At 74.9% G+C, this 22,597-nt stretch carries 24 protein-coding genes; 12 read left to right on the plus strand and 12 right to left on the minus strand.

Annotated elements, in window-relative coordinates; genetic code table 11:
- Positions 1 to 33: 33 nt before the first annotated feature.
- Entirely contained in the window at positions 34 to 990 is a 957-nt protein-coding gene (locus ACFQ8E_RS20560) for a helix-turn-helix transcriptional regulator (RefSeq protein WP_430552423.1), read from the plus strand.
- Between the two features lie 4 nt (positions 991 to 994).
- On the opposite strand, the gene ACFQ8E_RS20565 is transcribed toward ACFQ8E_RS20560, so the two are convergent.
- Positions 995 to 2,215, minus strand: a complete 1,221-nt coding sequence (locus ACFQ8E_RS20565) for an oxygenase MpaB family protein (RefSeq protein WP_430552424.1) — start codon at positions 2,213 to 2,215, stop codon at positions 995 to 997.
- 238 nt (positions 2,216 to 2,453) lie between these two features.
- Between ACFQ8E_RS20565 and ACFQ8E_RS20570 the strand changes: the two genes are divergently transcribed.
- The gene (locus tag ACFQ8E_RS20570) at positions 2,454 to 2,708 is read left to right on the plus strand and encodes a hypothetical protein (protein ID WP_430552425.1); all 255 of its coding nucleotides are present in this window, start codon (positions 2,454 to 2,456) and stop codon (positions 2,706 to 2,708) included.
- 89 nt (positions 2,709 to 2,797) lie between these two features.
- Here the strand turns inward: ACFQ8E_RS20570 and ACFQ8E_RS20575 are convergent, their stop codons facing one another.
- Positions 2,798 to 3,136, minus strand: coding sequence for a hypothetical protein (locus ACFQ8E_RS20575; RefSeq protein ID WP_430552426.1), 339 nt, complete (start codon positions 3,134 to 3,136; stop codon positions 2,798 to 2,800).
- Between the two features lie 249 nt (positions 3,137 to 3,385).
- Between ACFQ8E_RS20575 and ACFQ8E_RS20580 the strand changes: the two genes are divergently transcribed.
- Entirely contained in the window at positions 3,386 to 4,036 is a 651-nt protein-coding gene (locus tag ACFQ8E_RS20580; RefSeq protein ID WP_430552427.1) for a hypothetical protein, read from the plus strand.
- Positions 4,033 to 5,211: a PrsW family intramembrane metalloprotease gene (locus ACFQ8E_RS20585; RefSeq protein WP_430552428.1), complete on the plus strand. Its 1,179-nt coding sequence runs from the start codon at positions 4,033 to 4,035 to the stop codon at positions 5,209 to 5,211. The genes ACFQ8E_RS20580 and ACFQ8E_RS20585 overlap by 4 nt, the downstream gene beginning before the upstream one ends.
- Positions 5,212 to 5,221: 10 nt before the next feature.
- Here the strand turns inward: ACFQ8E_RS20585 and ACFQ8E_RS20590 are convergent, their stop codons facing one another.
- The 4 genes from ACFQ8E_RS20590 to ACFQ8E_RS20605 form a co-directional block, all read right to left on the minus strand.
- The gene (locus ACFQ8E_RS20590; RefSeq protein ID WP_430552451.1) at positions 5,222 to 6,490 is read right to left on the minus strand and encodes an enolase C-terminal domain-like protein; all 1,269 of its coding nucleotides are present in this window, start codon (positions 6,488 to 6,490) and stop codon (positions 5,222 to 5,224) included.
- Positions 6,491 to 6,543: 53 nt separating this feature from the next.
- A complete protein-coding gene (locus ACFQ8E_RS20595) occupies positions 6,544 to 8,169 on the minus strand; it encodes an aldehyde dehydrogenase (NADP(+)) (RefSeq protein WP_430552429.1) in 1,626 nt (541 codons plus the stop codon).
- Positions 8,170 to 8,242: 73 nt separating this feature from the next.
- On the minus strand, positions 8,243 to 9,187 hold the full coding sequence (locus ACFQ8E_RS20600; protein WP_430552430.1) for a 5-dehydro-4-deoxyglucarate dehydratase: 945 nt from the start codon (positions 9,185 to 9,187) through the stop codon (positions 8,243 to 8,245).
- 131 nt (positions 9,188 to 9,318) lie between these two features.
- On the minus strand, positions 9,319 to 10,212 hold the full coding sequence (locus ACFQ8E_RS20605; RefSeq protein ID WP_430552431.1) for a LysR family transcriptional regulator: 894 nt from the start codon (positions 10,210 to 10,212) through the stop codon (positions 9,319 to 9,321).
- A gap of 149 nt (positions 10,213 to 10,361) precedes the next feature.
- Between ACFQ8E_RS20605 and ACFQ8E_RS20610 the strand changes: the two genes are divergently transcribed.
- From ACFQ8E_RS20610 to ACFQ8E_RS20625, 4 genes are read left to right on the plus strand one after another with little or no spacing between them, the layout of a single operon-like run.
- On the plus strand, positions 10,362 to 11,369 hold the full coding sequence (locus ACFQ8E_RS20610; RefSeq protein ID WP_430552432.1) for a tripartite tricarboxylate transporter substrate binding protein: 1,008 nt from the start codon (positions 10,362 to 10,364) through the stop codon (positions 11,367 to 11,369).
- Between the two features lie 28 nt (positions 11,370 to 11,397).
- Positions 11,398 to 11,934 (plus strand): tripartite tricarboxylate transporter TctB family protein, encoded by a 537-nt coding sequence (locus ACFQ8E_RS20615; RefSeq protein ID WP_430552433.1) that lies wholly within the window; start codon positions 11,398 to 11,400, stop codon positions 11,932 to 11,934.
- 50 nt (positions 11,935 to 11,984) lie between these two features.
- Entirely contained in the window at positions 11,985 to 13,487 is a 1,503-nt protein-coding gene (locus ACFQ8E_RS20620) for a tripartite tricarboxylate transporter permease (RefSeq protein WP_430552452.1), read from the plus strand.
- Positions 13,484 to 13,879: a universal stress protein gene (locus ACFQ8E_RS20625; protein ID WP_430552434.1), complete on the plus strand. Its 396-nt coding sequence runs from the start codon at positions 13,484 to 13,486 to the stop codon at positions 13,877 to 13,879. Before ACFQ8E_RS20620 ends, ACFQ8E_RS20625 begins: the two co-directional genes overlap by 4 nt.
- A 6-nt stretch (positions 13,880 to 13,885) precedes the next feature.
- On the opposite strand, the gene ACFQ8E_RS20630 is transcribed toward ACFQ8E_RS20625, so the two are convergent.
- Complete coding sequence (locus ACFQ8E_RS20630; RefSeq protein WP_430552435.1) at positions 13,886 to 14,461, minus strand: helix-turn-helix domain-containing protein; 576 nt, start codon at positions 14,459 to 14,461, stop codon at positions 13,886 to 13,888.
- A 47-nt stretch (positions 14,462 to 14,508) separates the two neighbouring features.
- Between ACFQ8E_RS20630 and ACFQ8E_RS20635 the strand changes: the two genes are divergently transcribed.
- Entirely contained in the window at positions 14,509 to 15,042 is a 534-nt protein-coding gene (locus ACFQ8E_RS20635; protein WP_430552436.1) for a GNAT family N-acetyltransferase, read from the plus strand.
- 8 nt (positions 15,043 to 15,050) lie between these two features.
- On the opposite strand, the gene ACFQ8E_RS20640 is transcribed toward ACFQ8E_RS20635, so the two are convergent.
- The 3 genes from ACFQ8E_RS20640 to ACFQ8E_RS20650 form a co-directional block, all read right to left on the minus strand.
- On the minus strand, positions 15,051 to 15,761 hold the full coding sequence (locus ACFQ8E_RS20640) for a FadR/GntR family transcriptional regulator (RefSeq protein WP_430552437.1): 711 nt from the start codon (positions 15,759 to 15,761) through the stop codon (positions 15,051 to 15,053).
- A gap of 51 nt (positions 15,762 to 15,812) precedes the next feature.
- On the minus strand, positions 15,813 to 16,946 hold the full coding sequence (locus ACFQ8E_RS20645; RefSeq protein WP_430552438.1) for a mandelate racemase/muconate lactonizing enzyme family protein: 1,134 nt from the start codon (positions 16,944 to 16,946) through the stop codon (positions 15,813 to 15,815).
- A 90-nt stretch (positions 16,947 to 17,036) separates the two neighbouring features.
- On the minus strand, positions 17,037 to 17,576 hold the full coding sequence (locus tag ACFQ8E_RS20650) for a helix-turn-helix domain-containing protein (RefSeq protein WP_430552439.1): 540 nt from the start codon (positions 17,574 to 17,576) through the stop codon (positions 17,037 to 17,039).
- Positions 17,577 to 17,634: 58 nt separating this feature from the next.
- On the opposite strand from ACFQ8E_RS20650, the gene ACFQ8E_RS20655 reads away from it, so the two are divergent.
- Positions 17,635 to 18,870, plus strand: coding sequence for a benzoate/H(+) symporter BenE family transporter (locus ACFQ8E_RS20655; RefSeq protein WP_430552440.1), 1,236 nt, complete (start codon positions 17,635 to 17,637; stop codon positions 18,868 to 18,870).
- Positions 18,852 to 19,163 (plus strand): DUF3467 domain-containing protein, encoded by a 312-nt coding sequence (locus ACFQ8E_RS20660; protein ID WP_430552441.1) that lies wholly within the window; start codon positions 18,852 to 18,854, stop codon positions 19,161 to 19,163. Before ACFQ8E_RS20655 ends, ACFQ8E_RS20660 begins: the two co-directional genes overlap by 19 nt.
- Positions 19,164 to 19,172: 9 nt before the next feature.
- Here ACFQ8E_RS20660 and ACFQ8E_RS20665 read toward each other — a convergent pair whose 3' ends face one another.
- Together ACFQ8E_RS20665 and ACFQ8E_RS20670 are read right to left on the minus strand one after the other, a co-directional pair.
- A complete protein-coding gene (locus ACFQ8E_RS20665; RefSeq protein ID WP_430552442.1) occupies positions 19,173 to 20,582 on the minus strand; it encodes an FtsX-like permease family protein in 1,410 nt (469 codons plus the stop codon).
- Complete coding sequence (locus ACFQ8E_RS20670) at positions 20,579 to 21,304, minus strand: ABC transporter ATP-binding protein (RefSeq protein ID WP_430552443.1); 726 nt, start codon at positions 21,302 to 21,304, stop codon at positions 20,579 to 20,581. Before ACFQ8E_RS20670 ends, ACFQ8E_RS20665 begins: the two co-directional genes overlap by 4 nt.
- A gap of 131 nt (positions 21,305 to 21,435) precedes the next feature.
- Here ACFQ8E_RS20670 and ACFQ8E_RS20675 point away from each other — a divergent pair, with 131 nt between their 5' ends.
- A complete protein-coding gene (locus tag ACFQ8E_RS20675) occupies positions 21,436 to 22,590 on the plus strand; it encodes a cytochrome P450 (RefSeq protein WP_430552444.1) in 1,155 nt (384 codons plus the stop codon).
- Positions 22,591 to 22,597: the final 7 nt, after the last annotated feature.

Below are 22,597 nucleotides of genomic sequence, written 5' to 3' on the forward strand. Positions count from 1 at the left end.
GTTCCTGTCCGCGATCGGCGAGACGATGTCGCCATGACCGGACCCACCTCGCGCGTGCTCGCCCTGCTGTCGCTGCTCCAGACCGCCCGCGTGTGGTCGGGCAGCGAGCTGGCGCAGCGGCTCGACGTCACCCCGCGCACCGTGCGCCGCGACGTCGACCGCCTGCGCGAGCTGGGCTACCCCGTCGAGGCCACGCTCGGCGCCCACGGCGGGTACCGCCTGGTGGCCGGCACCTCCATGCCGCCCCTGCTCCTGGAGGACGACGAGGCCGTGGCCGTCGCGCTCGGCCTGCGCACCGTCGCCGTGCACGGCCTCCCGGGCCTCGAGGACGCGGGGGTCCGCGCGCTCACCAAGCTGAGCCGGTCCTTGCCGTCGCGGCTCCGGCACCGCGTCCGGACGCTCGGCGCGAGCGCGATGACCTGGGAGCGGCCGACCGGGGGAGCCGTGGATCCCGACGTCCTCACCGTGCTGGCCGGTGCGGCGGCGAACCGCGAGCGGGTCCGGCTCACCTACGAGGCCCGGGGCGGCGGTCGCGGGCCACGGCACGTCGAGCCGCAGCAGCTCGTCGTCGTCCGACGGCGCTGGTACCTCGTGGCGTTCGACCTCGACCGCGACGACTGGCGGACCTTCCGTGCCGACCGGGTCAGCGACCCGCGGGCCACCGGGGCGCCGTCGCGTCACGAGCTGCGCGCCGCCGACGTCCCCGCGCACCTGGAGCGGGCCGAAGCGGCGATGGCGCCCGCGGTGCGGGCGGACGTCACGCTGCGCCTGCCCCTCGCCGTCGCCCGGGAGCGACTGGCCGACCACCTCGGCGACGGCACGCTCGCCGCCGACGGCGACGGCACGCGGTGGCGCAGCGCCCCGGACACGGTCGCGTGGCTGGCGCTGCGTCTGCTGGCGGCAGACTGCGGCTTCGTCGTGCACGGGCCGCCCGAGCTGCGCGCGCACCTCGACGACGTCCACGAGCGGACGCGCCCGCCGGGGCAGTGATCCTCTAGTCGTACTCCGGGTTGTTGATGGTCGGGATGTCGATGTTGATCGGCTTCGTGGGCTCGAGGTAGAGCAGCGCGACCTTGCGCAGGAGCTCGTCGAACAGCCAGTAGACGGCCGGCGAGCCGGGGACGAGGAGCCCCAGCTCGCGGGCGCGCACGAACGGGATCCAGGCCGCCGAGATCGTCGCGTCGAGCACGGGCCGGCGGGGCAGCTCGAGCATGTCGGTCACCCTGTCGCCGAGCATGTACCGGGTGACGGCCTCGAAGGCGGGCTTGGTGACCAGCGTGAAGTCGAGGTTCTCGCCCAGCTTGACGAGCTTGTCGGCGATGAGCACCCCCTCGTCGGTCCTGGCGAGCAGCGGGACGAGCACCTGCTCGCGCTGTGCCAGCGCCTCGTCCCAGCTCGACGGGATGTACTCGTCGAGCACGCCGAGCATGTGGCCCGTCACCTGCCACAGGTGCAGGTAGGCGTCGGCCTCCGCCGAGGAGATCGGCACCCTCCACTCCACGAGCTTCTGCCAGACGGAGGAGGCGAGGCTGTGCCAGGTGACCATGATGTCGAACTGGCTGATCGGCACCCGCTCGTCGGCGACGGCGGACCAGTGCGGCGACTGCGGCAGCAGGTGGCGCACCGCCGCGTGGACCAGGCGGGTCTTCACGCAGGTGACGATCATCTTCCCGTCGGGCCGGTAGGCGTGGTGGGCGCCGATGTCGTAGCCGAGCTTCGCGGTCTTGGCGATGCGGTCGGTGAGGTCGGCGCCGCCCTTCGAGTACCAGACGGCCCGGGCCTCGCGCGGGATCGCGGCGCTCATCATGCCGCTGTTCATCCCGTACAGCACACCGAGGTAGAGGCCCCGCTTCGTCGTGAAGGTGAACGCCTTGTCGAGCCGCGAGTGGTCGACCCACGAGGGCAGCTCGCGCGCCCGCGTGACGAGCGCCTCGACGTCGGCGGGAAGCCCGGCCGCGAGCGCCTGGCCGTTGGTGGTCCAGGAGGCGAGCGCCGCGTTCACCGCGGGCACCCCGCCCGTGTCGAGCAGGTTCGCGAGCACCGGGTCGGCCAGGTCGTCCCACACCTCGCGCGGGTCGCGGCCGGTGCCCGTGCCGGCGACCGACCCGGACGACGACCACGTCCATGCGTGCGCGGGCGCCGCACCGGCGAGCGCGCCGAGCGCCCCGATCGTCCCGCCTGCCCTGAGAAGACTCCGTCTGCTGATCTCGCCCACGTCGAACCCCTTCGTCCGCGGATCGTCGACGCCGCGTGTCTCGCCCCCCTGTCCCGCGGCGCCGTCCGAGCCCTCGTGATGTGGTCTCCGATCCACCCCAGCGTGAATCGCGATTAACTTAAGCCCGGACCGCGGCCGCGGGCAACCGGAGGACGCGATGCGGGGCCGCCACCCGGTGGGCAGCTGTGGTCAGGCCGACCGGGATGCGTGCATCGTGGCTCGGAGCGACGGTGGGGCTATGGCCACGGTGAAGTACGTGGCGTCGACCAGGTGCCTGGTGTGCGGTCAGGGGATCGCGGCGGCGGTGGTCCATGCGGAGTCGGGCGCGGAGTCGGGCGCGGAGTCGGGCGCGGAGTCGGGCGCTGAGTCGGCCTCCAGCAGATCCGTCAGCCACACGATCATCGCCAACACCGGGTGGCACCTCCCGTGCCGGGGGCACGAGGACGCGCTGGAGGAGCTCTCCGCGCAGTGCCCCGAGTGCGACGACGGCTGAGGAGGGCGTCCGCGGCCTGATCGACGCGACGGGCGGCACGACGCAGGGGGGTCGTGGCGCGGGGCGCGGCCGTGCCCGGGGCCCGGCGGTCAGGACGTGCCGCGCGACGACGTCGGGCGGTAGGCGGTGCCGAGGCCACCGGAGATCGTGGCGAACAGGCCCGCGACGGCGCCGCCGACGGCGGTCACGGTCTGCGCGGACCCGGGCGCCACGGCGGCGGTGATGGTGGACGCGGCAGTGGCGAGCGCGCCGACGACGAGCGCGACGACGTACGCGTAGGTGCGTAGCCGCGGTGACACGGTGGCGTGCCCGGTGGCGCCCGTGACCACCGGCGGCTCGGCCACGGCAGGGGCGGGAGCCGGGACGGGTGCGGCGGAGGTCGGGGCAGCCGCCGTCGGGGCGGTGACGGATGCGTCGATGGCGGACATCGGGCGTCTCCTCGGTGGTGCGTCGGGTCGGGAGAACCGGCCCCTGCATGGAACGACGGCCGCACGGACCGTCTGATACCGCTGCTCCCGGCGCCGCGTGCCGCGCCCGCGCCTCGACGGACGAACCGGGGCGAAGTGCGTCCTCGCCGCGCGCATCCTCCCGGGTCGTGCGATCTTCCGTACAGCCGCGCGATCTCCGCGCTGCCGGGCGACACCGACGCGTGCGCCCGTCGCGTCCGGGGGAGGGCCATGGGAGCGGGAGTCGCGCCGGAGCAGCAGAGCGTGCCGCCGGACTGGGTGCCGGTGGAGCGCCGCTGGCTGGGGATGGACCGCGTGACGCTGCTGCCCGCGGCGATCGTGGTCGTGCTGGTCGCGGTGGCGATGTGGGGGCTGCCGGTCCTCGACCGGAGCGTCCCGGTGGACGACCCCGCGAAGGCGGGCGACGTCATCCGGGTCGACGGCGTCGAGTTCGACCCCGCCGCCGGGTGGAGCATCGACTCGGGCGTGCTCGCGTCGGAGCCCCCGGAGTCCGGCGGCTTCCCGAACACGGCCCAGGTGTCGAAGGACGGCTTCACGTTCTCCGTCGTCTCCGACACGTTCGACGGGACGCCCGCCGAGCTGATGGCGCAGCTGCAGAAGAACAACGAGCGGCTGAGCGACGGCGCCACCATCGACATGGGCCAGGTGGAGACGTTCCGGACCGCCCAGGGCGAGCGGGGGGTCGCCGGCCGGTTCACGTTCACCGGCGGGACGGGGCTCGTCGCGGCGTACGTCTTCGACGGCACCGGCGTGGAGGTGGTCCTCACCGGTCCCCACGAGACCGACGACGCGGAGCTCGAGTCCGACGTCGTGGGCATGATCCGCTCGATCCGTCCCGTCACCTCGGTGGAGGCGTCATGACCCGCACGGAGCTGCTCGACCGGCGGGCCCAGGTCGTCGACGAGGTCGGCTGGGGCCAGCGCGTCTCGTGGGTCCAGCCGCGCAACGCGTGCCTGTGGGTGTTCGTGGCCGTGATCGCGTACGGCCTCTGGTTCGCCGTCTCCCAGGTGCGCAGCCAGGGTCCCGCCTACGGCGAGCCGCTGAGCATCTCGGCGGCGATCTTCGCCGCGTACGCGGTGCTGTTCTGGTGGTTCACCACCCACATCGACCGGTACTCCCGCCAGCCGCTGGACCTGCGCGTCGCCGCCTTCGTCTGGGGCGGGTTCGCCGCCACCTGGGCGATCGCGCTGCACGGGAACGCGGCCCTCCTGAGCCTCTACGCCAAGCTGGGCGGCCCGGCGTTCGCCGTGGACTGGGGGGCGGGCCTCGCGGCGCCGCTCATGGAGGAGTGGGGCAAGGGCGCCGGGGTCCTGCTGCTCCTGTTCATCGCGCCGCGCGTGCTGCGCACCGCGTTCGACGGCTTCGTCGTCGGCGCGTTCGTGGGCCTCGGCTTCGAGATCCTCGAGGACATCCTGTACGCGCTGAACTCCGCGCCGGAGGGGTTCGGGGTCGACCCGGTCGGCTCCAGCCTGAACACCGTGGTGCTGCGCCTCGCCACCGGGTTCACGTCGCACATCCTGTACTCCGCGATCTTCGGCGCCGGGGTGGTCTACCTCGTGGGCACGGTCGCGCAGCGTCGGCGCGTCGGGCGCGGGCTGCTGTTCTGCCTCGTCGCGATGGCGCTGCACTGGGCGTGGGACAGCACGGCGGCGCTGGCGGGCGGGGGCCCGCTCATCCCGGTGATCCTGGCGGTGCAGGTCGTCGTCGCGATCGCGGTCGTGCTGGTCGTCTTCCACGTGACGGTCGGCCCGGAGCGGGCGGCCATGCGGGACCTGATGGCGCCCGAGGTCGAGGACGGCACCCTCACCCCGGAGGAGGCCGGCGCGCTCGCGGGCGCCTGGAAGCAGCGGCGCGCGTTCCGCCGCGGCGGCGGCCTCCGCGACCGTCGCCGCCGGGGGCACCGCCTGGAGGCGGCCAAGGACCTCGCGGACGCGCTGGGCGCGGCCCAGGGGCGCGAGACCGAGCGCGTGGCCTTCGCGCGGGCGGAGCTCGGCCGGTTCCGGGCGGACGACGGGGCGCCGCACCCGGAACCGTGACGCCGGGACCTCACCGCACGAGGCAGGGGCGCTTCGGGTCGAACTCCCAGCCCGGCACGAGGTACCGCATCGCGACGGCGTCGTCCCGCGAGCCCAGCCCGTGCTCGAGGTACAGCGCGTGCGCCTCGGCGAGGCGGTCGGGGTCGAGCTCGACGCCGAGGCCGGGCGCGGTCGGCACCCGGATCTCGCCGCCCGAGATCTCGAGCGGGCGGCGGGTGAGCCCCTGGCCGTCCTGCCAGATCCAGTGCGTGTCGAGCGCGGTGATCTCGCCGGGGGCGGCGGCGCCCACGTGCGTGAACATGGCGAGCGAGACGTCGAAGTGGTTGTTGGAGTGCGAGCCCCAGGTGAGGCCGAGCTCGTGGCACAGCTGCGCGACGCGCACGGAGCCCGCCATCGTCCAGAAGTGCGGGTCGGCGAGCGGGATGTCGACGGCGTCCGACCGGATCGCGTGCCCGAGCTCGCGCCAGTCGGTGGCGATCATGTTGGTCGCCGTCGGCAGCCCGGTGGCGCGGCGGAACTCGGCCATCACCTCGCGGCCGGAGAACCGCCCCTCGGCGCCGCACGGGTCCTCGGCGTAGGCGACGACGCCCCGCATCCGTCGTCCGAGCCGGACGGCGTCGTCCAGGAGCCAGCCGCCGTTCGGGTCGAGCGTGATCCGGGCGTCGGGGAAGCGTTCCTTGAGCGCGACGACGGCGTCGACCTCGGCGTCGCCGGCCTGCACGCCGCCCTTGAGCTTGAAGTCGCGGAAGCCGTACCGCTCCCGCGCGGCCTCGGCGAGGCGGACGACGGCGTCGGGGGTCATGGCGGCCTCGCGGCGCAGCCGGGACCAGGCGTCCGGGCCGTCGGGCTCGCGCAGGTAGGGCAGGTCGGTGGCGTCCGGGTCGCCGACGTAGAACAGGTAGCCGAGCATCGGGACGGCGTCGCGCTGCTGCCCCTCGCCGAGCAGCTCCGCCACCGGGACGCCGAGGGCCTGCCCGTGCAGGTCGAGCAGCGCGGACTCGAGCCCGGTCACGGCGTGCACGGTGGTGCGCAGGTCGAACGTCTGGTTGCCGCGCCCGCCCGCGTCCCGGCCGGCGAACCGGGCCGCGACGCCCCGCAGCACGGACCGGAACCGCGCGACGGGCTGCCCGACGACGAGGGCCGCGGCCTCCTCGACCGTCGCGCGGATCTTCTCCCCGCCCGGCACCTCGCCGAGCCCGGTGCGGCCCTCGGAGTCCTCGACGAGCACGACGTTGCGGGTGAAGAACGGCGCGTGCGCGCCGGAGAGGTTGAGCAGCATGGAGTCGTGCCCCGCGACGGGCACGACCTGCACGCGGGCGACGGTCGGGGCGCTCACCGGGCACCCTCCGCGCCGGCCGCGGGCCGGAGCACGCCGTCCACGCGCCGGGTGAGGCGCCACGGGTTGTCCGGCCGCACCGGCTCGGGCAGCAGGAACTCGGGCAGGTCCTGGTAGGCGACGGGCCGCAGGAACCGCTCGATCGCCAGCGTCCCGACGGACGTCGTGCGCCCGTCCGACGTCGCGGGGAAGGGGCCGCCGTGCACCATCGCGTGGCCCACCTCGACGCCGGTCGGCCAGCCGTTGGCCAGGATGCGGCCGGCCTTGCGCTCCAGCGCGGGCAGCAGGCGGGTGGCCGTGGCGCGGTCGGACTCCCTGAGGTGCAGCGTGGCGGTGAGCTGCCCCTCGAGGAGGCCCACGGCGGCGAGGAGCTCGTCGTCGTCGGCGTAGCGCACCACGAGCGAGGCGGCGCCGAAGATCTCCTCCTCCAGCACCGGGTTGGCGAGGAAGGTGGCGACGTCGGCGACGAAGACCGACGGCGCGGGCGCGTTGCGCGCCGCGCCGGGCGTCCCGGTGCCGGCGAGGGCGACGCCGTCCTGCGCGGCGAGGGCGTCCACGCCGTCGTGCCACGCCCGGGCGATGCCGGCGGTGAGCATGGTCTGCCCGGTGGTGGCCTCGGCGGTGCGGCGGACGGCGTCGACGAACGCGTCGCCGTGCGCCGAGCGCGGCACGAGCACGATCCCCGGGGCGGTGCACAGCTGGCCGGACGACCCGGTCACCGACGCCAGGTACGCCGCGGCGAGCGCGTCGGCGTCGCCCCCGTCGTCCGGGTCCAGGGCGCCCGGCAGCACGATCACCGGGTTGATCGAGCTCATCTCCGCGAACACCGGGATCGGCACGCGGCGGGCGGCGGCCGCGGCCACCAGCGCGAGCCCGCCGGAGCGGGAGCCGGTGAATCCGACCGCCTGGATCACGGGGTCGCCCACCAGCGCCTGCCCGACGCGCGCGCCGGGGCCGTAGACGAGGGAGAAGACGCCGGGGTGCAGGCCCTCGGCGGCGACGGCGTCGGCCACGGCGCGGCCCACCAGCTCGCCGGTGCCCGGGTGCGCGCCGTGCGCCTTGACGACCACGGGGCAGCCGGCGGCCAGCGCCGAGGCGGTGTCGCCGCCGGCCACCGAGAACGCGAGCGGGAAGTTGCTGGCGCCGAACACCGCGACGGGGCCGACGGGCACCTTCCGCTGGCGGAGGTCCGGGCGGGGGAGCGGGGTGCGGTCGGGCAGGGCGGGGTCGACGCGGACGCCGCGGTGGTCGCCCTGGCGCACGACGGCGCCGAACAGGCGCAGCTGCCCCGTGGTACGGGCGAGCTCGCCCGTCAGCCGGGCCTCGGGCAGGCCGGTCTCCCGCATCGCCCGCGCGACGATCGCGGTCCCGGCGGCCTCGAGGTTCGCGGCGATGCGCTCGAGGAAGCGGGCGTGCGGCTCGGGGGCCAGCGCCGAGAACGACGCGAAGGCCTCCTCGGCGGCGGCCGTGGCGTGGGCGAGCTGGTCGACGGAGAGGAGCGAGTAGGCGGGCTCCAGCGCCTCGTCGGTGGCGGGGTCGTGGGCGACGGCCGTGCCGGCGGCGCCGACCAGCGGCTCTCCGGCGACGATCGAGTGCCCGGCGAGGACGGCGGTGACGGTCATGGGGTTCCCTCCTGGGTGCGCAGGTCGGTGCGCGGGTGGGTGCGCGGGTGGGTGCGGGTGGCCGGTCCTCGGGTCAGCGGGTGAGGGCGACATCGGCCGGGCGGACGCCGGCGGCGTCGACGAGGGCGCGCAGGTCGTCGACGTCGCGCTCGGTGAGGTCCTGCAGCGGGGGCCGGACGCCGCCGAGGTCGCGCCCGACGGCCCGCAGGCCGCCCTTGACGATCGAGACGCCGTACCCCTTGGCGCGGTCGCGGATGTCGAGGTAGGGCAGCACGAAGCGCGTGAGCTTCTCGGTGACGGCAGCGCGGTCGAGGTTCCGCACGTCGCGGTAGAACTCGAGCGCGAACTCGGGCACGAAGTTGTACATCGCCGAGGAGTAGGTGCTCATGCCGAGCTGAAGCAGCGGCAGCGCGAACGTCTCCGCGGTGGGCAGGCCGCCGAGGTAGAAGAGACGGTCGCCGTTGGTGGCGACCACGCGCGTGAGCTGTTCGATGTCGCCGAGGGCATCCTTGAAGCCGATGAAGTTCGGGTGCCGCTCGGCCAGCCGGGCGACCGTCTGCGCGGAGTACACGGCGTTGGCGCGGTTGTAGACGATGACGCCGACGCTCGTCGCGGCGCACACCGCGGAGGCGTGCTCGAGCAGGCCGTCCTGGTCGCAGTCGGTGAGGTACGGGGGCAGCAGCAGGACGCCCTCGGCGCCCGCCACCTCGGCCGCCCGCGCGTTCTCGACAGCCTGGGCCGTGTTGCCGGCGGCGCTGCCGAGCACGGGGGTGGCACCGTCGGCGGCCTCGACGGCGAGCGCCACCACGCGCGCGGTCTCGGCCGGCGTGAGGCTGAAGCCCTCGCCCGTGCCCCCGGCGGCGAAGAGCCCGCCGATCCCGAAGCTCGTCTGCCACGCGATGTGCTCGGCGTACCGGGCGCCGTCGACCTCGCCGTCCGCGGTGAACGGGGTGACGGGGAACGAGAGCAGGCCCTCCTTGAGGGTGGCGGCGAGCTCCGAGGGTGAGTACGTGGCCACGATGGCCCCTCCTGGTGACAGACGTCGGCGGTGACAGTTCGTCGGACAACCTAAGAAGCGCTCATGATGCCTGTCCAAGCCCGGAATGGCATCGGTTCATGCCGTGCGGGTATCGCCCTCCTGGGTGCGGATCAGTCGTGCACCGCGCGGAGGTGGCGCACGAGCTCGTGCAGCGCGGGGTTCTTGGAGCCCCGGTCCCAGAGGGCGTGCAGCTCGACGACGGCGTGCGGCACGTCGGCCAGGTCGCAGAAGCGGACGCCGGTCAGGCCGAGCAGCCGGGCGGACTCGGGCACGAAGGCGACGCCGCGCCCGGCGCCGACCAGCGAGCACATGGTGAGGATCTGGCTCACGACGTGCACCACGTTCGCGTGCTCCACGTCCACGTACCGCACGACCATGTCGTAGAAGTACCGTGCCTTCGTCGGGTGGTGGCCGATGAGCGGGACGTCGCGCAGGTCCGCCGTCCCGACCGGCCTGCGCAGCGTCGCGAGGGGATGTCCCTCGGGCACCACCAGGACGAGGTCCTCCGACAGGAGCAGGTGCGAGTCGAGCCGCGGGTCGTCGAAGGGCGGGCGGCCCAGGGCGAGGTCGAGCTCCCCGCGCCGGATGGCCTCGAGCTGCTCGACCGTCACCAGCTCCTGCAGGTCGAGGTCGACGTCGGGCATGACCTCGGCGATCTCCTGCACCAGCGTGCCGAGCAGGCTGAAGCCCGTCGCCGCGGTGAACCCGAGCCGCAGCACGCCCGCGCGGCCCGCCGCGATCCGGCGGGCGAGGGCGGGCGCGGCGTCGGCAGACGTCAGCAGCCGGCGCGCCTCGACGAGGAAGACCGCGCCGGCGGTGGTGAGCTCCACGTGCCGGTTGTCCCGCTCCAGCAGCGCCACGCCGACGGCGTGCTCGAGCTTCTGCACCTGCCGGCTCAGCGGGGGCTGCGTCATGCTCAGGCGCTCGGCGGCGCGGCCGAAGTGCAGCTCCTCCGCCACGGCCACGAAGCAGCGGACCTGGTCGAGGGTGTACGCGGTGCTCATCCCGGGTCTCCTTGATGCCTTCATTGGATCAAGCCATGCAGATTGAGGCTTAGACAGGCATCGTATGGCTCCCTAGAGTCGTCGCCCGACCGGACTTGACGCGGCGACGACGCTCGCGCCGCTCGATCGAGATCTCAACGAGGAGAGCTGTGATGAGACTTGCCCACCGCCGTGCCGTCGCCGGTGCCACCGCCGCGGTCGCCGCGCTCACCCTCGCCGCCTGCGGCGGCAACGTCGCCGGGGGATCGGGCGGCGCCGGGGGGTCGTCGGACTTCCCCTCCCGCCCCGTGACCCTCACCGTCGGGCAGGACGCCGGCGGCTCCACCGACCTCATCGCCCGGGCGCTCGCGGACGGCATGGCCACCGACCTCGGCGTCTCGGTGCCCGTCGTGAACCGGGCCGGCGCGAACGGCGCCGTCGCCACGCAGGAGGTGGCGGGCAAGCCGGCCGACGGCTCGAACCTCGTGCTGCTCAACGCGTCGCTCATCACCATCACGCCGCTCGCGGTCTCCGAGGACGAGGCCGTCTCGCTCGACGACGTCGACGTCCTCAAGGGGCTCTCGCAGGACGACTACGTGCTGGTCGCGAGCAAGAAGTCGGGCTTCGAGAGCCTGGACGACCTCCAGGCGGCGTCCGGCAAGGTCACCTACGGCACGACGGGCGTCGGCACGGGCTCGCAGCTCGCGCAGGCGGTGCTCTTCGCCCAGGCCGAGATCGAGGGGACGAGCGTGCCGTTCGACTCCGGCTCGCCCGCCCTGACCGCCGTCGTCGGCGACCAGGTGCAGGTCGCGACCATCCAGCTCGGCGAGGCCAAGCCGCAGCTCGACGCCGGGAACGTGGTGCCGCTGCTCGCGTTCTCCGCCGAGCGCAACCAGTTCCTGCCCGACGTGCCCACCGCCGTCGAGGAGGGCTACGACGTGCCCGTGTCGCAGTACCGGGCGCTGGCCGCGCCCAAGGGGCTGCCGGAGGACGTCAAGGCGCGGCTCGTGGAGTCCGTGGACGCCGCCGTGGCCGAGGACGCGTACACGTCGTTCAACGAGAACAACCTGCTCACGCCGCACGAGATCAGCGGCGAGGAGGTCGTCGAGGAGTGGACGGCGCTCGCCGAGAAGTACCAGGACCTGACCGCGGAGTACGACATCTCGCTCGCCGAGTGAGCGGCGAGCCCGCCGGAGGAGACCGATGATGACCGCGCCGCACCCCCCGAACCCTGAGCCCGCCGTCGCCGCCGAGCCCGCCGCCGAGCCTGCCGTCGAGCCCGAGGTGCACGACGACGGCCCGCCCCCGGCCGGGCCGGTCGCCAACCTCGGCGCGGGCCTCGTCACCCTCGCGGTCGGCGTCGGCGGGGTGGTGGTCGCGCTCGCCCTCGGGGTGGGCACGCCCGCCCAGCCCGGCTCGGGCATGTGGCCGCTGGTCGTGAGCGTGGCGCTCGTCGTCCTCGCGCTGGCGCAGCTCGTCGTGGGCCGGGCCGGCGGCGACGGCGAGCGGTTCACGCGCCACTCGTGGATGCCGCTGGTCGGGCTCGCGACGCTGCTCGGCCTCGTCGCGCTGCTGCCCGTGATCGGCTTCGAGATCCCGTCCCTGCTGCTCAGCCTCGTGTGGATGCGGTTCCTCGGCGGCGAGTCGTGGCGCACGTCGGTCGTGTGCTCGCTGGGCGCCGTCGTCGCGCTGTACCTCGTGTTCGTGGCCGCGCTCGGCACCAACGTGCCGCACCTGTTCTGACCCGCCCGACCGTCTGAAGGAGACGTCACGTGGACAACCTGCAGAACGTCATGGCCGGGTTCGAGGTCGTGCTGGAGCCCACGAACCTGCTGTACTGCCTCGTCGGGGTGCTCATCGGGATGCTCATCGGCGTGCTGCCCGGCCTCGGCCCGGCCGCGACGATCGCGATCCTGCTGCCGCTCACCTACGGGATCGAGCCCGTCACCGCGATCATCATGCTCGCCGGCATCTTCTACGGCGCCCAGTACGGCGGCACCATCACCTCCGTGCTGCTGCGGCTGCCCGGCGAGGCGAGCTCGGTGGTCACCGTGCTCGACGGGCACGCGCTGGCGCGGCAGGGGAAGGCCGGCACCGCGCTGGGCATCGCCGCCATCGGGTCGTTCGTCGGGGGCACCGTCGCCATCGTCGGGCTCACCTTCCTGGCGCCGGTCGTCGCGAGCTTCGCCCTCGACTTCGGGCCGCCCGAGTACGCGGCCCTCGCGCTGCTCGGCATCCTGCTCGTCTCGACGATCGCGTCCGGCGCGCGGGTCAAGGCCCTCGTCGCGGCGGCGATCGGGCTGCTGCTCGCGACCGTGGGCCGCGACGCGTTCACCGGCACCGAGCGGTTCACCTTCGGCAGCCTCGACCTCGCCGACGGGATCGACTTCGTGCCCGTCGCGATGGGCCTCTTCGGGCTCGGGGAGATCCTCTACAACCTCGAGGAGCGACACCGGGCCGTGCACGCCCCGGGCAAGGTGACGAACGTCTGGCCGTCGCGCGCCGACCTGCGCGAGTCCTCCGGCGCCGTGACCCGCGGGTCCGTGCTGGGCTTCTTCCTCGGCATCCTGCCGGGCGGCGGCGCGACCATCGCGTCGATGGCCGCCTACGCGGCCGAGAAGAAGCGGGCCAAGGACCCGTCGCGCTTCGGCAAGGGCGCCATCGAGGGCGTCGCCGGGCCGGAGACGGCGAACAACGCCGCCGCCACCAGCTCGTTCATCCCGCTGCTCACCCTCGGCATCCCCGCCAACGCCACGATGGCGCTGATGTTCGGCGCCCTGCTCATCCAGGGCATCACGCCCGGCCCGCAGCTCGTCGATCAGCACCCCGAGCTGTTCTGGGGCGTCGTGAACTCGATGTACGTCGGCAACATCCTGCTGCTGATCATGTCGATCCCGCTGGTGGGCGTCTTCGTGCGCATCCTGCGGGTGCGGGCCGCGATCCTCGCCCCGATCACGGCGCTGATCACGATGATCGGCGCGTACACGATCAACAACTCCGCCTTCGACGTGCTGCTCGTCGTCGTCTTCGGCGCCGTCGGCTACCTCATGAAGAAGTTCGGCTTCGAGCCCGGCCCGCTGGTGCTGGCCTTCGTGCTCGGCTCCCTGCTGGAGGAGAGCGTGCGGCGCTCGCTGCTGATGTTCGGCGGCGACCCCTCCGGGTTCGTCTCCCGGCCCATCTCCGCCGTGCTGCTCGCCCTGTTCGTCGTCGTCGCGGTCTGGCCCCTCGTGCAGTCCGCCCGTCGCCGTCGGCCCGCGCAGGCGCCGACCCCCGACCGAGAGGAAGCGTCCGTATGAGCATCGTCGTGGGATACGTCCCCACCCCGGTGGGGGAGGCCGCCGCCACGGCGGCCATCACCGAGGCCCGGCTGCGGGGCGAGGACCTGCTCGTCGTGAACTCCGCGCGCGAGGGGTCGCTCGTCGAGACGACGGTCGCGACGGACGACGACCTCGACCGGGTGCTCGCCGCGGCGTCCGACGCCGGCGTCGCCGCCCGGGTGGTACGTGGCACGCACCGGGACGACTTCAGCGACGAGATCCTCGAGCTCGCCGAGCGGCACGACGCGACCCTCATCGTCATCGGGCTGCGGCGTCGCAGCCCGGTGGGGAAGTTCATCATGGGCTCCGTCGCGCAGCGGATCCTGCTGCAGGCCGAGCACCCCGTGCTGGCGGTCAAGCCGGCGTCGTAGCCGTGCTCACCGCGGGCGCGGGGCCGCGAGCTTGTCGAGGACGACGAGGTAGCGGCACGACGACCGCGTCGCGTTGACGAAGGTGCAGTCGGCCGGGGCGCCGAGCTGGAGGCAGTCGCCGGGGCCGAGGTCGTGCACCTGCTCGCCCTCGACGAACCGCAGCGCGCCGTCGAGCACCCAGATCTGCTGGTCGACGAACCGGTACGACTCGGCGGGGTAGGTCACCTCGGCGCCCGGCGGGAGCTCGACCTCCACGAGCTCCAGCGCGGCGCTCGCCGGCGGGGACACCGCGCGCCGGACGTACCCCGTCCCCGCGTCGGTCCACGTCGGCTGCTCCGCCCGGCGGGCCAGCCGCCTCGTGTCGCCCTCGGCGCGGGCCACGAGCTCGGACAGCGTCATGCCGAGCGCCGCCGCGAGCCGGCCGAGCAGCGCGGCGGTGGGCTGGGCGTCCTCGCGCTCGATGCGGGAGATCATCGCGCGCGAGACGCCCGACGCCTCGGCGAGCGCGGCGACGCTCAGCCCGCGGTCGGCCCGGGCGGCCTGCAGGGTGTGGGCGAGGGCGGCGCCGAGGTCGTCGGTCACGCGCCACCCGCGAATACGATAGTGAACACGATGGCTACTATATGCGCATGATCCTGCGCGACGCCGTCCACGCCGACCTCGATGCCCTCCTGGAGATCCACAACGCGGCCATCCGCACGTCGACCGCGATCTGGACGGACGACGAGGTGCCGCGCGCGGAGCGGGAGCGGTGGTTCGGCGCCCAGGCGGCCGCGGGGAACCCGATCCTCGTGGCCGACGACGACGGCGCGGTCGCCGGGTACGCCACCTACGCGCAGTGGCGCGCGAAGTTCGGCTACCGCCACACGGTGGAGGACTCGGTCTACGTGGCCGAGGGGTACCAGGGCCGTGGGCTGGGCCGGGCGCTGCTGGTCGAGCTCGTCGACCGCGCCCGTGCCGCCGGGCACCACGTCATGCTCGCCGACATCGAGGCGGGCAACGCCGCGTCGGTCCGGCTGCACGAGTCGCTCGGGTTCGCGCACGTCGGGCGCTTGCCCGAGGTCGGCACGAAGTTCGGCCGGTGGCTGGACCTGGCGATCCTCGCCCTGCCGCTGGGCGGTGCGGGGCGCGCGCCCGAGAGCGCCGGCGCGCAGGCGGGCTGAGCCGCCGGTCAGCGGCCGCCCGACTCCGCCAGCAGCCGGCGCCGGGAGCCGGCCAGGTGCACGCGCATCGCCGCCGCGGCGGCGAGCGGGTCCCGGGCGGCCAGGGCGTCGAGGATCGCCTGGTGCTCCTGCGTGACGGTCGCGAACCGCCGCGGCGTGCCGTCCTCCGTGCCCGGGGGAGGCGTGGGGGGCGAGCCCAGGCGCCCGCGCGGCATCGCGATCATCTGCGGGCCGAGCCGGTCCAGGGCGTCCAGCAGATACCGGTTCTGCGCCGCCTCCGCGACGAGCCGGTGGAACGCGAAGTCGTGCTGCATCGCCGTCGCCGGGTGCCCCTGGGCGTCGTCGAGGTCTCGCAGGCGGGCGGCGAGCGCGTCGAGGTGGGCGTCCGACCGGCGCTCCGCGGCGAGGGCCGCCGCCTGCGTCTCGACGCCCAGCCGGAAGTCGACGAGGCCGAGCCGGTCCTCGAGCGAGCGCGCGACGGGCGCGTCGTCGCCGTCCCCGGCCGGCGGCGCCAGCGCGTAGCTGCCGCTGCCGCGCCGGGTGTGGACCAGGCCCTCGAGGTTCAGGCGGGCGATCGCCTCGCGCACGACGGTGCGGCTGACCTGGTGCTCGGCGGCGAGCGCGGTCTCGCTGGGCAGCTTCTCGCCGGGGGCGATGCCGCCGTCGACGATCCGCGCCCGCAGCGCGGCGACGAGCGCGCCGCTCAGGGTCGGGGGCATGGGCTCATGCTTCCATCCGCCGCACCCCGGCCGGCGCGCCCCGGCCGGCGCTCAACGTGACCCGACCAGCACGCTGTCCGTGGTCCAGGCCCGCGCCTGCTCCGTGAGGGTGACGCCGAGCCCGGGACGGTCCGGCACGAGCATCCGGCCGTCCTTCGTCTCCAGGCGCTCCTCGAACAGCGGGTCGAGCCAGTCGAAGTGCTCCACCCACGGCTCGCGCGGGTATGTGGCCGCCAGGTGCAGGTGGATCTCCATCGCGAAGTGCGGCGCGAGGTCCAGCCCGGCCTGGTCCGCGAGGGTGAGCAGCCGCAGGAACTGCGTGATCCCGCCGACGCGCGGGGCGTCGGGCTGGATGATGTCGCAGGCCCGGGCGGCGATGAGGCGCTCGTGCTCGGCCACCGACGCGAGCATCTCGCCGGTCGCGACCGGCGTGTCCAGGGCGGCGGCGAGGGCCGCGTGGCCTTCGGCGTCGTAGGCGTCCAGGGGCTCCTCGATCCACACCAGGTCGTAGGGCTCGAGCCGGCGGCCCATGCGCAGCGCGGTGGTGCGGTCCCACTGCTGGTTGGCGTCGACCATGAGCGGGACGTCGGCGCCGAGGTGCTCGCGCACCGCCTCGACGCGGGCCAGGTCGGTGCGGGTGTCCGGCAGGCCGACCTTGATCTTGATGCCGCCGATGCCCTCGGCCAGCGACCGCGACGCCCGGTCCTTCACCTCGTCGATGCTCGCGTGCAGGAAGCCGCCGGAGGTGTTGTAGGTGCGCACGGAGTCCCGGTGCGCGCCGAGCAGCTTGGCCAGCGGCAGGCCGGCGCGCTTGGCCTTGAGGTCGTACAGGGCGATGTCGACCGCGGCGAGCGCCTGCGTCGCGACGCCGGAGCGGCCCACGGAGGCGCCGGCCCACAGCAGCTTCGTGTACAGCTTGGCGATGTCGTTGGGGTCCTCGCCGATCGCCGCGGCGGCGACCTCCTTGGCGTGCGCGTACTGGGCCGGCCCGCCCGCGCGCTTGGAGTACGAGAAGCCGAGGCCCGCGTGGCCCTGCTCGGTGGTGATCTCGGCGACGAGGAACACGACCTCGGTCATGGGCTTCTGCCGCCCGGTGAACACCTTGGCGTCGGAGATGGCGGTGGCCAGCGGCAGCGTGAGCGTCGAGAGCTGCACGGACCGGATGGCGTCGGGCTGGTAGGGCATGGCGCTCCCTCGCGTCTGCGGGCCGCCGTCGCGGCCGCGCCGGGCTCGTCCCCGGCGTCAGGTGAGTATACAAGTCGTGAACCTGTATGACTACCTTGCGTCGATCGGGCGCCACCACATGGTGAGCACGGCTTCCGCGGGCGCGTCGTCGAGGGCGCGGTACCCGTGCCGGGAGTCCGCGCGCCACCGCAACGACTCGCCGGTCGCGAGCTCGGCCGGCGCGTCGAGCGGCCCGACCTCGGCCCGGCCCCGCGTGACCAGCAGGTGCTCGGTGACATGGGCGCCGTGCGCCTCCGAGCGGTGCATGGTGCCCGGGTCGAGCCGCAGGGCGTAGACCTCCACGGTGGCGTTGTCCGCCTGCGTCGCCGCCAGCAGCCGGGTGCGGATGCCGGGGGAGGACACCTCGGCGCCCGCCTGCTCCGCGAGCAGCCACGACATCGGGACGTCGAGGGCGCCGGCGAGGGCGTAGAGCGTGGCGAGGTTCGGGTTGCGCGACCCGGCCTCGATCTCCGACAACGAGCCCTTGCCGATCCCGGCGGCGCGGGCGAGGGCGCCGAGGGAGAGCCCACGGACGGCACGGGCGGCGGTGAGGCGCTCGCCGATGAGCGCGGAGAGCTCGGCAGATCGCACGAGGCCACCCTAGCGTTCTGTTTGCGGAACGCGGCCGACGAGGCCTACCGTTCCGTTCGTGGAACGCTCGCTCGCGCAGCCCGTCGGCGTCGGGATCGTCGCCGCCCTGGTCGGCTTCACCAGCTCGTTCGCGGTCGTGGTCGCGGGCCTGGGGGCGGTGGGGGCCACCTCGGAACAGGCGGCGTCCGGCCTCCTCGCCCTGTGCGTCGTCCAGGGGCTCGGGATGATCTGGCTCAGCCGCCGTCACCGCGCGCCCCTGACGCTGGCGTGGTCCACCCCCGGCGCCGCCGTCCTGGTGGGCGCGGGCGGGGTCGCCGGCGGCTGGCCCGCCGCCGTCGGGGCGTTCGTCGTGTGCGGCGCCCTGATCGGGCTCACCGCGGCCTGGCCCGCGCTCGGCCGGCTCGTCGCGGCCATCCCCGTGCCCGTGGCCCAGGCCATGCTCGCGGGGGTGCTGCTCTCGCTGTGCCTGCAGCCGCTGGTCGCCGTCACGGCCGCGCCGCTGCTCGTCGCGCCCGTGATCGTGCTGTGGCTCCTCCTCGCGCGCCTGGCGCCGCGGTGGGCCACCCCGGCGGCGTTCGTGCTCTCCGTCGCCGTCGTCCTGGGGACGGTCGCCGCGGGGGACGGGACGCTCGCGCTGCGGCCGCCGGGCCTCGCCCTGACGGCGCCCGCGCTCACGCTGCCCGCGATCGTGGGGATCGCCCTCCCGCTGTACGTCGTGACGATGGCGTCGCAGAACGTCCCGGGGGTCAGCGTCCTCGCCTCCTTCGGCTACACCGTGCCGTGGCGGGAGACGCTGCTGGTCACGGGCGCCGGCACGGTGGTGGGCGCGTTCGCCGGCGGCCACGCGGTCAATCTCGCCGCCATCACCGCGGCGCTCCCGGCGTCGGCCGAGGCGCACCCCGACCCCCGGCGCCGCTGGGTGGCGACGCAGAGCGCCGGCTGGGCCTACCTGGTGCTCGCCGTCCTGTCGCCGCTGGTCACGGCGCTCGTCGCGGCGGCCCCGGCGGGGGTGTTCGAGACGGTCGCCGGCCTCGCGCTGCTCGCCACCTTCGGCTCCGCCCTGTCCGCCGCCCTCCGCGACGAGCAGCACCGGGTCGCCGCGACGGCCACGTTCCTCACGGCGGCGAGCCCCCTCGTCCTGCTCGGCGTCGGGTCCGCCTTCTGGGCCCTCGTCGTGGGGCTGGCGGTGTGGGCGCTCCTGACCGCGCGGCCGGCACGCCGTGCCCACCGCCGGGCTGCTGGCGGTGGGGGCGCAGGAGCGCGACAGTGGTGGCCATGGCGAGCAACGAGGTGAAGTTCAAGATCGACGTCCCCACCGAGCTGGAGGGAGGCGTCCCGGCGGACTTCGCGTCGCTGTGGCACACGTCGACGTCGTTCGTCATCGACTTCGTCGCGGCCACGAAGCCGCCGCAGCCGGTGACCGACCCCGACACGGGAGCGGTCACCGGCCGCGTGGTGCCGGGGCGGGTGGTCTCGCGCGTGCGCATCCCCCCGCAGCAGGTGTTCGAGCTGGCGCGGGCCCTCACCCAGCAGCTCGACGCGTGGGAGCGCGAGACGGGGAAGAAGACCGACGGCTCCGCCGGCTGACCGGCGGCGTCAGAGCGCGCGCTCGGGCCGGGCGAGGATCCCCGGCACGAGGCGGGCGCTGAGCGCCGCCGCGCCGCGGACGGCGAGGAACCCGAGCGCGAACACGGCCAGCGCGGTGACGATCGCGACCGGCTGGACGAAGATCGCCATCCCGACGAGGGGGAAGAGCAGCACGGCGGCGCACAGCGCCGACCCGCCGGCCACCATCCACAGCGCCGACATCACGGCGCGGCGGGAGGCCTCGCTCATCACGTCCCGCGGTACGCCGAGGCGGTCGAGCGAGACGTGCACCGCCGCGCGGTCGAGGGTCGAGGCGGCCTGGTTGATGCCCACCGAGCAGGCGACCATGAGGAACGAGACCGCCACGGTGACGAGGACGCCGGTCGAGACGTCCTGCATGAGCCACCGCTCGTCGGCGTCCATGCCCTCGGTCGAGGTCATGTCCGCCATCGCGAGGCCCACGGCGCCGAAGACGCCGACGAAGCTGGTCATCGCGACGCCGCTCACCTGCCGCCAGGCAGCCTTCGGGTCCTCGAGCACCATGCGCGCGGCCAGTAGCCGCGGCACCGTCTGCGCCTTGCGCGCCTGGCGTCGCGCCCGCACACGTACGAACCACGGGCCCAGGGCGTCGAGGGCGAGCAGCATGCCGCCGAAGATCGCCGCGAGCGTGCCGACGATCGCGACGATGCCGCCCAGCTCCCCGAGCACCCCCAGCACCTGCATGAGGCCGAGCCCGACGACGAGCACGCCGACGGCGATCACGACCCGGACCCAGTGCGCGGTGCCCGGGCGCTGGCGTGTGCGCACGCCCAGCGGCGTCACGACGACGGCACGCAGCCCGACGACGGCGCTCGCGGCGGCGAGCAGCGCGACGCCGAGCACCGCGAGCGGCAGCCACCACCACGGCACCCACATCTGGGCGCCCAGCGCCTCGCCGCGGAAGTGCAGCAGGCCCACGAGCGGCGCGAGGACCGCGTAGAGCACGACGCCGAGGGCGGCCCCGACCAGCGCCGTCACGGCCGCCTCGAGCACCGTGAGCGCCGTGATCGTGCCGGTGGTCGCGCCGAGCAGGCGCAGGGACGCGAGCCGCTCGTCGCGCCGTCGGGCGGCGAGGCGCGCGGCGGACGCGCCCACCGTGGCGAGGGGCACGAGCAGCAGCACCACGGCGATGACGGCGAGCGTCTCGTAGGTCGAGGCCAGGTCGTCGTCCCAGCCGAAGAAGGCCTGCGCGCCGCCCAGCACCACGAGCAGCAGAGCGGTGACCACGGCGAAGCTCGCCACGGGCAGGGCGGTGGCCAGGCGGTCGTCGTCGCGCCGCCGCCGGAACAGCGGGGCGAGGTGGACGGCGGTGGCGAGCGCGCCCGCGGGGCGCGCGCCCGGGACGGCGGACGGCGCGGGCGCCGGGGTGGTGGCGGTCATCGCGACACCTCGGCGGCGCCGGCGGCCGCTGCGGGGGCGGCGGTGTCCGAGACCACGCGGCCGTCGCGCAGGACGACGGTGCGGGCGCAGCGGCGCGCGACGTCGGCGTCGTGCGTGACGACGACGAGCGTGCGGCCCTGCGTGGTGGCGGAGAGCAGCAGGTCCAGCACCTCGACGGACGTGGCGGAGTCCAGGGCGCCGGTGGGCTCGTCGGCGAAGATCAGCCGGGCACCCGTGACCTGGGCACGAGCGATCGCGACGCGCTGCGCCTGCCCGCCGGACAGCTCGCCGAGCCGCCGCTGCTCGAGCCCGGCGAGGCCCAGGTACTGCAGCCACTGCGCGGCCTCCGCCTCGGCCTGCCCGCGCGGCACCCCGCCGAGCATCCGGGCCACGGCCACGTTCTCGAGCGCGGTCAGCTCGTCGAGCAGCAGGCCCTGCTGGAACACGAAGCCGAGCTCCTCGCGCCGCAGCCGCGACCGGGCCGCGTCGTCGAGCGACTCGACGCGCACCGGCCCCTGCCCCGACGCGAAGGTGACCGACCCGGCCGTGGGACGCAGGATGCCCGCGAGGCAGTGCAGCAGCGTCGTCTTGCCGGAGCCGGACGCGCCCATGATCGCCACCGACTCGCCGGCGGCGATGTCGAGGTCCACGGCGTCCAGGGCGGGCGTGACCCCGCCGGGGTACTGCATCGTCAGTCCACGCGCGCTCAGCAGAGGTGTCATGACACCCAAGGTGCCCGCGTCGGCGGGCCCGCCGCGTCGGACCACGAGCGGATTCCGCGCCGGCGGGGGTCCCCCTGCGGTATGACACGGCTCGGGGAGAACCACGAGACGCCCGCCCCTACGGTGGGGCCATGACGACCGACGCCCACGCGGGGGCCACGGGCCCCGCCGATCTGCGCGCCCACCTCGACGCCCGCCGCGGGGTGTGCCCCGTGGACCACGACGGGCTCGGCACGTGGACGCTGCTGCGGCACGCGGACGTGGTCGCCGCCGCGACCGACCCGGAGACGTTCTCCAGCGCGGCCGGCCGGCACCGGGCGATCCCCAACTCGCTCGACGGCGCGGAGCACGCGGCGTACCGGGCCGTCGTCGACCGCTACCTCACGGACGCCGCCGTCGCCGAGCAGGAGGAGCAGTGCCGCGCGCACGCGGCGGCGATCGTCGCCGCGCTGCCGCGCGGGCGCACGGTCGGCACCATCGCGGACCTCGGCGCCCCGTTCGCGGTGCGCACCCAGACGACGTGGCTCGGCTGGCCGGCAGAGCTGGAGGGGGCGCTCGTCGCGTGGATGGCGGACAACCACGACGCCACCCGCTCCGGCGACCTGACGCGCACGGCGGCCGTCGCCGCGCGGTTCGACGAGCTCGTGGGGTCGCTGGTGCGCGAGCGGCGCGAGGCCGGGGACGCCGCGCCCGACGACGTCACCACGAGGCTGCTGCACGAGACGGTCGACGGCCGCCCGCTCACGGACGCCGAGGTCGTCTCGATCCTGCGGAACTGGACGGCCGGAGACCTGGGGTCCCTGGCGGCGTGCCTCGGGGTGGTCGTGCACCGGCTCGCCACCCACCCCGACCGGCAGGACGTCACCCGCGAGCGCGTCGCTCGCGGCGAGCACGCCGCGATCGAGGCCGGCATCGAGGAGGTGCTGCGCATCGACGACCCGTTCGTGTCGAACCGGCGGCGCGCCACCCGCGACGTGGAGATCGGCGGCCGCACCGTCCCGGCCGGCGACCGGGTGCTGCTGAGCTGGACGGCCGCGAACCGCGACCCGGAGGTCTTCGGCGACCCGGACGCGTTCCGCCCCGAGGAGAACGCCGCCGCGAACCTCGTGTTCGGCGTCGGGCCGCACGTCTGCCCCGGCAGGGCGCTCACCCTGATGGAGCTGCGCGTCGCGGTCTCCGAGCTGCTGGCCGGCACCGAACGGATCCTGCCCGCCGACGACGAGGCGCCGGTGCGCGAGGCGCCGCCCGTCGGCGGCTGGGCGCGGGTCCCCGTCGTCCTGAAATAGGCTCGGC

It is taken from the genome of Isoptericola sp. NPDC056573 (assembly GCF_042793335.1).
Lineage (GTDB): Bacteria > Actinomycetota > Actinomycetes > Actinomycetales > Cellulomonadaceae > Isoptericola.

What these genes read in the sequence shown, in the direction of transcription:
- ACFQ8E_RS20665 (WP_430552442.1), bottom strand. Translation starts at nt 20,582, where the DNA reads ATGACCGCCACCACCCCGGCGCCCGCGCCGTCCGCCGTCCCGGGCGCG.
- ACFQ8E_RS20585 (WP_430552428.1), top strand. Translation starts at nt 4,033, where the DNA reads ATGACCCGCACGGAGCTGCTCGACCGGCGGGCCCAGGTCGTCGACGAG.
- ACFQ8E_RS20675 (WP_430552444.1), top strand. Translation starts at nt 21,436, where the DNA reads ATGACGACCGACGCCCACGCGGGGGCCACGGGCCCCGCCGATCTGCGC.
- ACFQ8E_RS20595 (WP_430552429.1), bottom strand. Translation starts at nt 8,169, where the DNA reads ATGACCGTCACCGCCGTCCTCGCCGGGCACTCGATCGTCGCCGGAGAG.
- ACFQ8E_RS20660 (WP_430552441.1), top strand. Translation starts at nt 18,852, where the DNA reads ATGGCGAGCAACGAGGTGAAGTTCAAGATCGACGTCCCCACCGAGCTG.
- ACFQ8E_RS20615 (WP_430552433.1), top strand. Translation starts at nt 11,398, where the DNA reads ATGACCGCGCCGCACCCCCCGAACCCTGAGCCCGCCGTCGCCGCCGAG.
- ACFQ8E_RS20670 (WP_430552443.1), bottom strand. Translation starts at nt 21,304, where the DNA reads ATGACACCTCTGCTGAGCGCGCGTGGACTGACGATGCAGTACCCCGGC.
- ACFQ8E_RS20625 (WP_430552434.1), top strand. Translation starts at nt 13,484, where the DNA reads ATGAGCATCGTCGTGGGATACGTCCCCACCCCGGTGGGGGAGGCCGCC.
- ACFQ8E_RS20635 (WP_430552436.1), top strand. Translation starts at nt 14,509, where the DNA reads ATGATCCTGCGCGACGCCGTCCACGCCGACCTCGATGCCCTCCTGGAG.
- ACFQ8E_RS20590 (WP_430552451.1), bottom strand. Translation starts at nt 6,490, where the DNA reads ATGCTGCTCAACCTCTCCGGCGCGCACGCGCCGTTCTTCACCCGCAAC.
- ACFQ8E_RS20640 (WP_430552437.1), bottom strand. Translation starts at nt 15,761, where the DNA reads ATGCCCCCGACCCTGAGCGGCGCGCTCGTCGCCGCGCTGCGGGCGCGG.
- ACFQ8E_RS20575 (WP_430552426.1), bottom strand. Translation starts at nt 3,136, where the DNA reads ATGTCCGCCATCGACGCATCCGTCACCGCCCCGACGGCGGCTGCCCCG.
- ACFQ8E_RS20580 (WP_430552427.1), top strand. Translation starts at nt 3,386, where the DNA reads ATGGGAGCGGGAGTCGCGCCGGAGCAGCAGAGCGTGCCGCCGGACTGG.
- ACFQ8E_RS20605 (WP_430552431.1), bottom strand. Translation starts at nt 10,212, where the DNA reads ATGAGCACCGCGTACACCCTCGACCAGGTCCGCTGCTTCGTGGCCGTG.
- ACFQ8E_RS20560 (WP_430552423.1), top strand. Translation starts at nt 34, where the DNA reads ATGACCGGACCCACCTCGCGCGTGCTCGCCCTGCTGTCGCTGCTCCAG.
- ACFQ8E_RS20645 (WP_430552438.1), bottom strand. Translation starts at nt 16,946, where the DNA reads ATGCCCTACCAGCCCGACGCCATCCGGTCCGTGCAGCTCTCGACGCTC.
- ACFQ8E_RS20620 (WP_430552452.1), top strand. Translation starts at nt 11,985, where the DNA reads ATGGCCGGGTTCGAGGTCGTGCTGGAGCCCACGAACCTGCTGTACTGC.
- ACFQ8E_RS20570 (WP_430552425.1), top strand. Translation starts at nt 2,454, where the DNA reads ATGGCCACGGTGAAGTACGTGGCGTCGACCAGGTGCCTGGTGTGCGGT.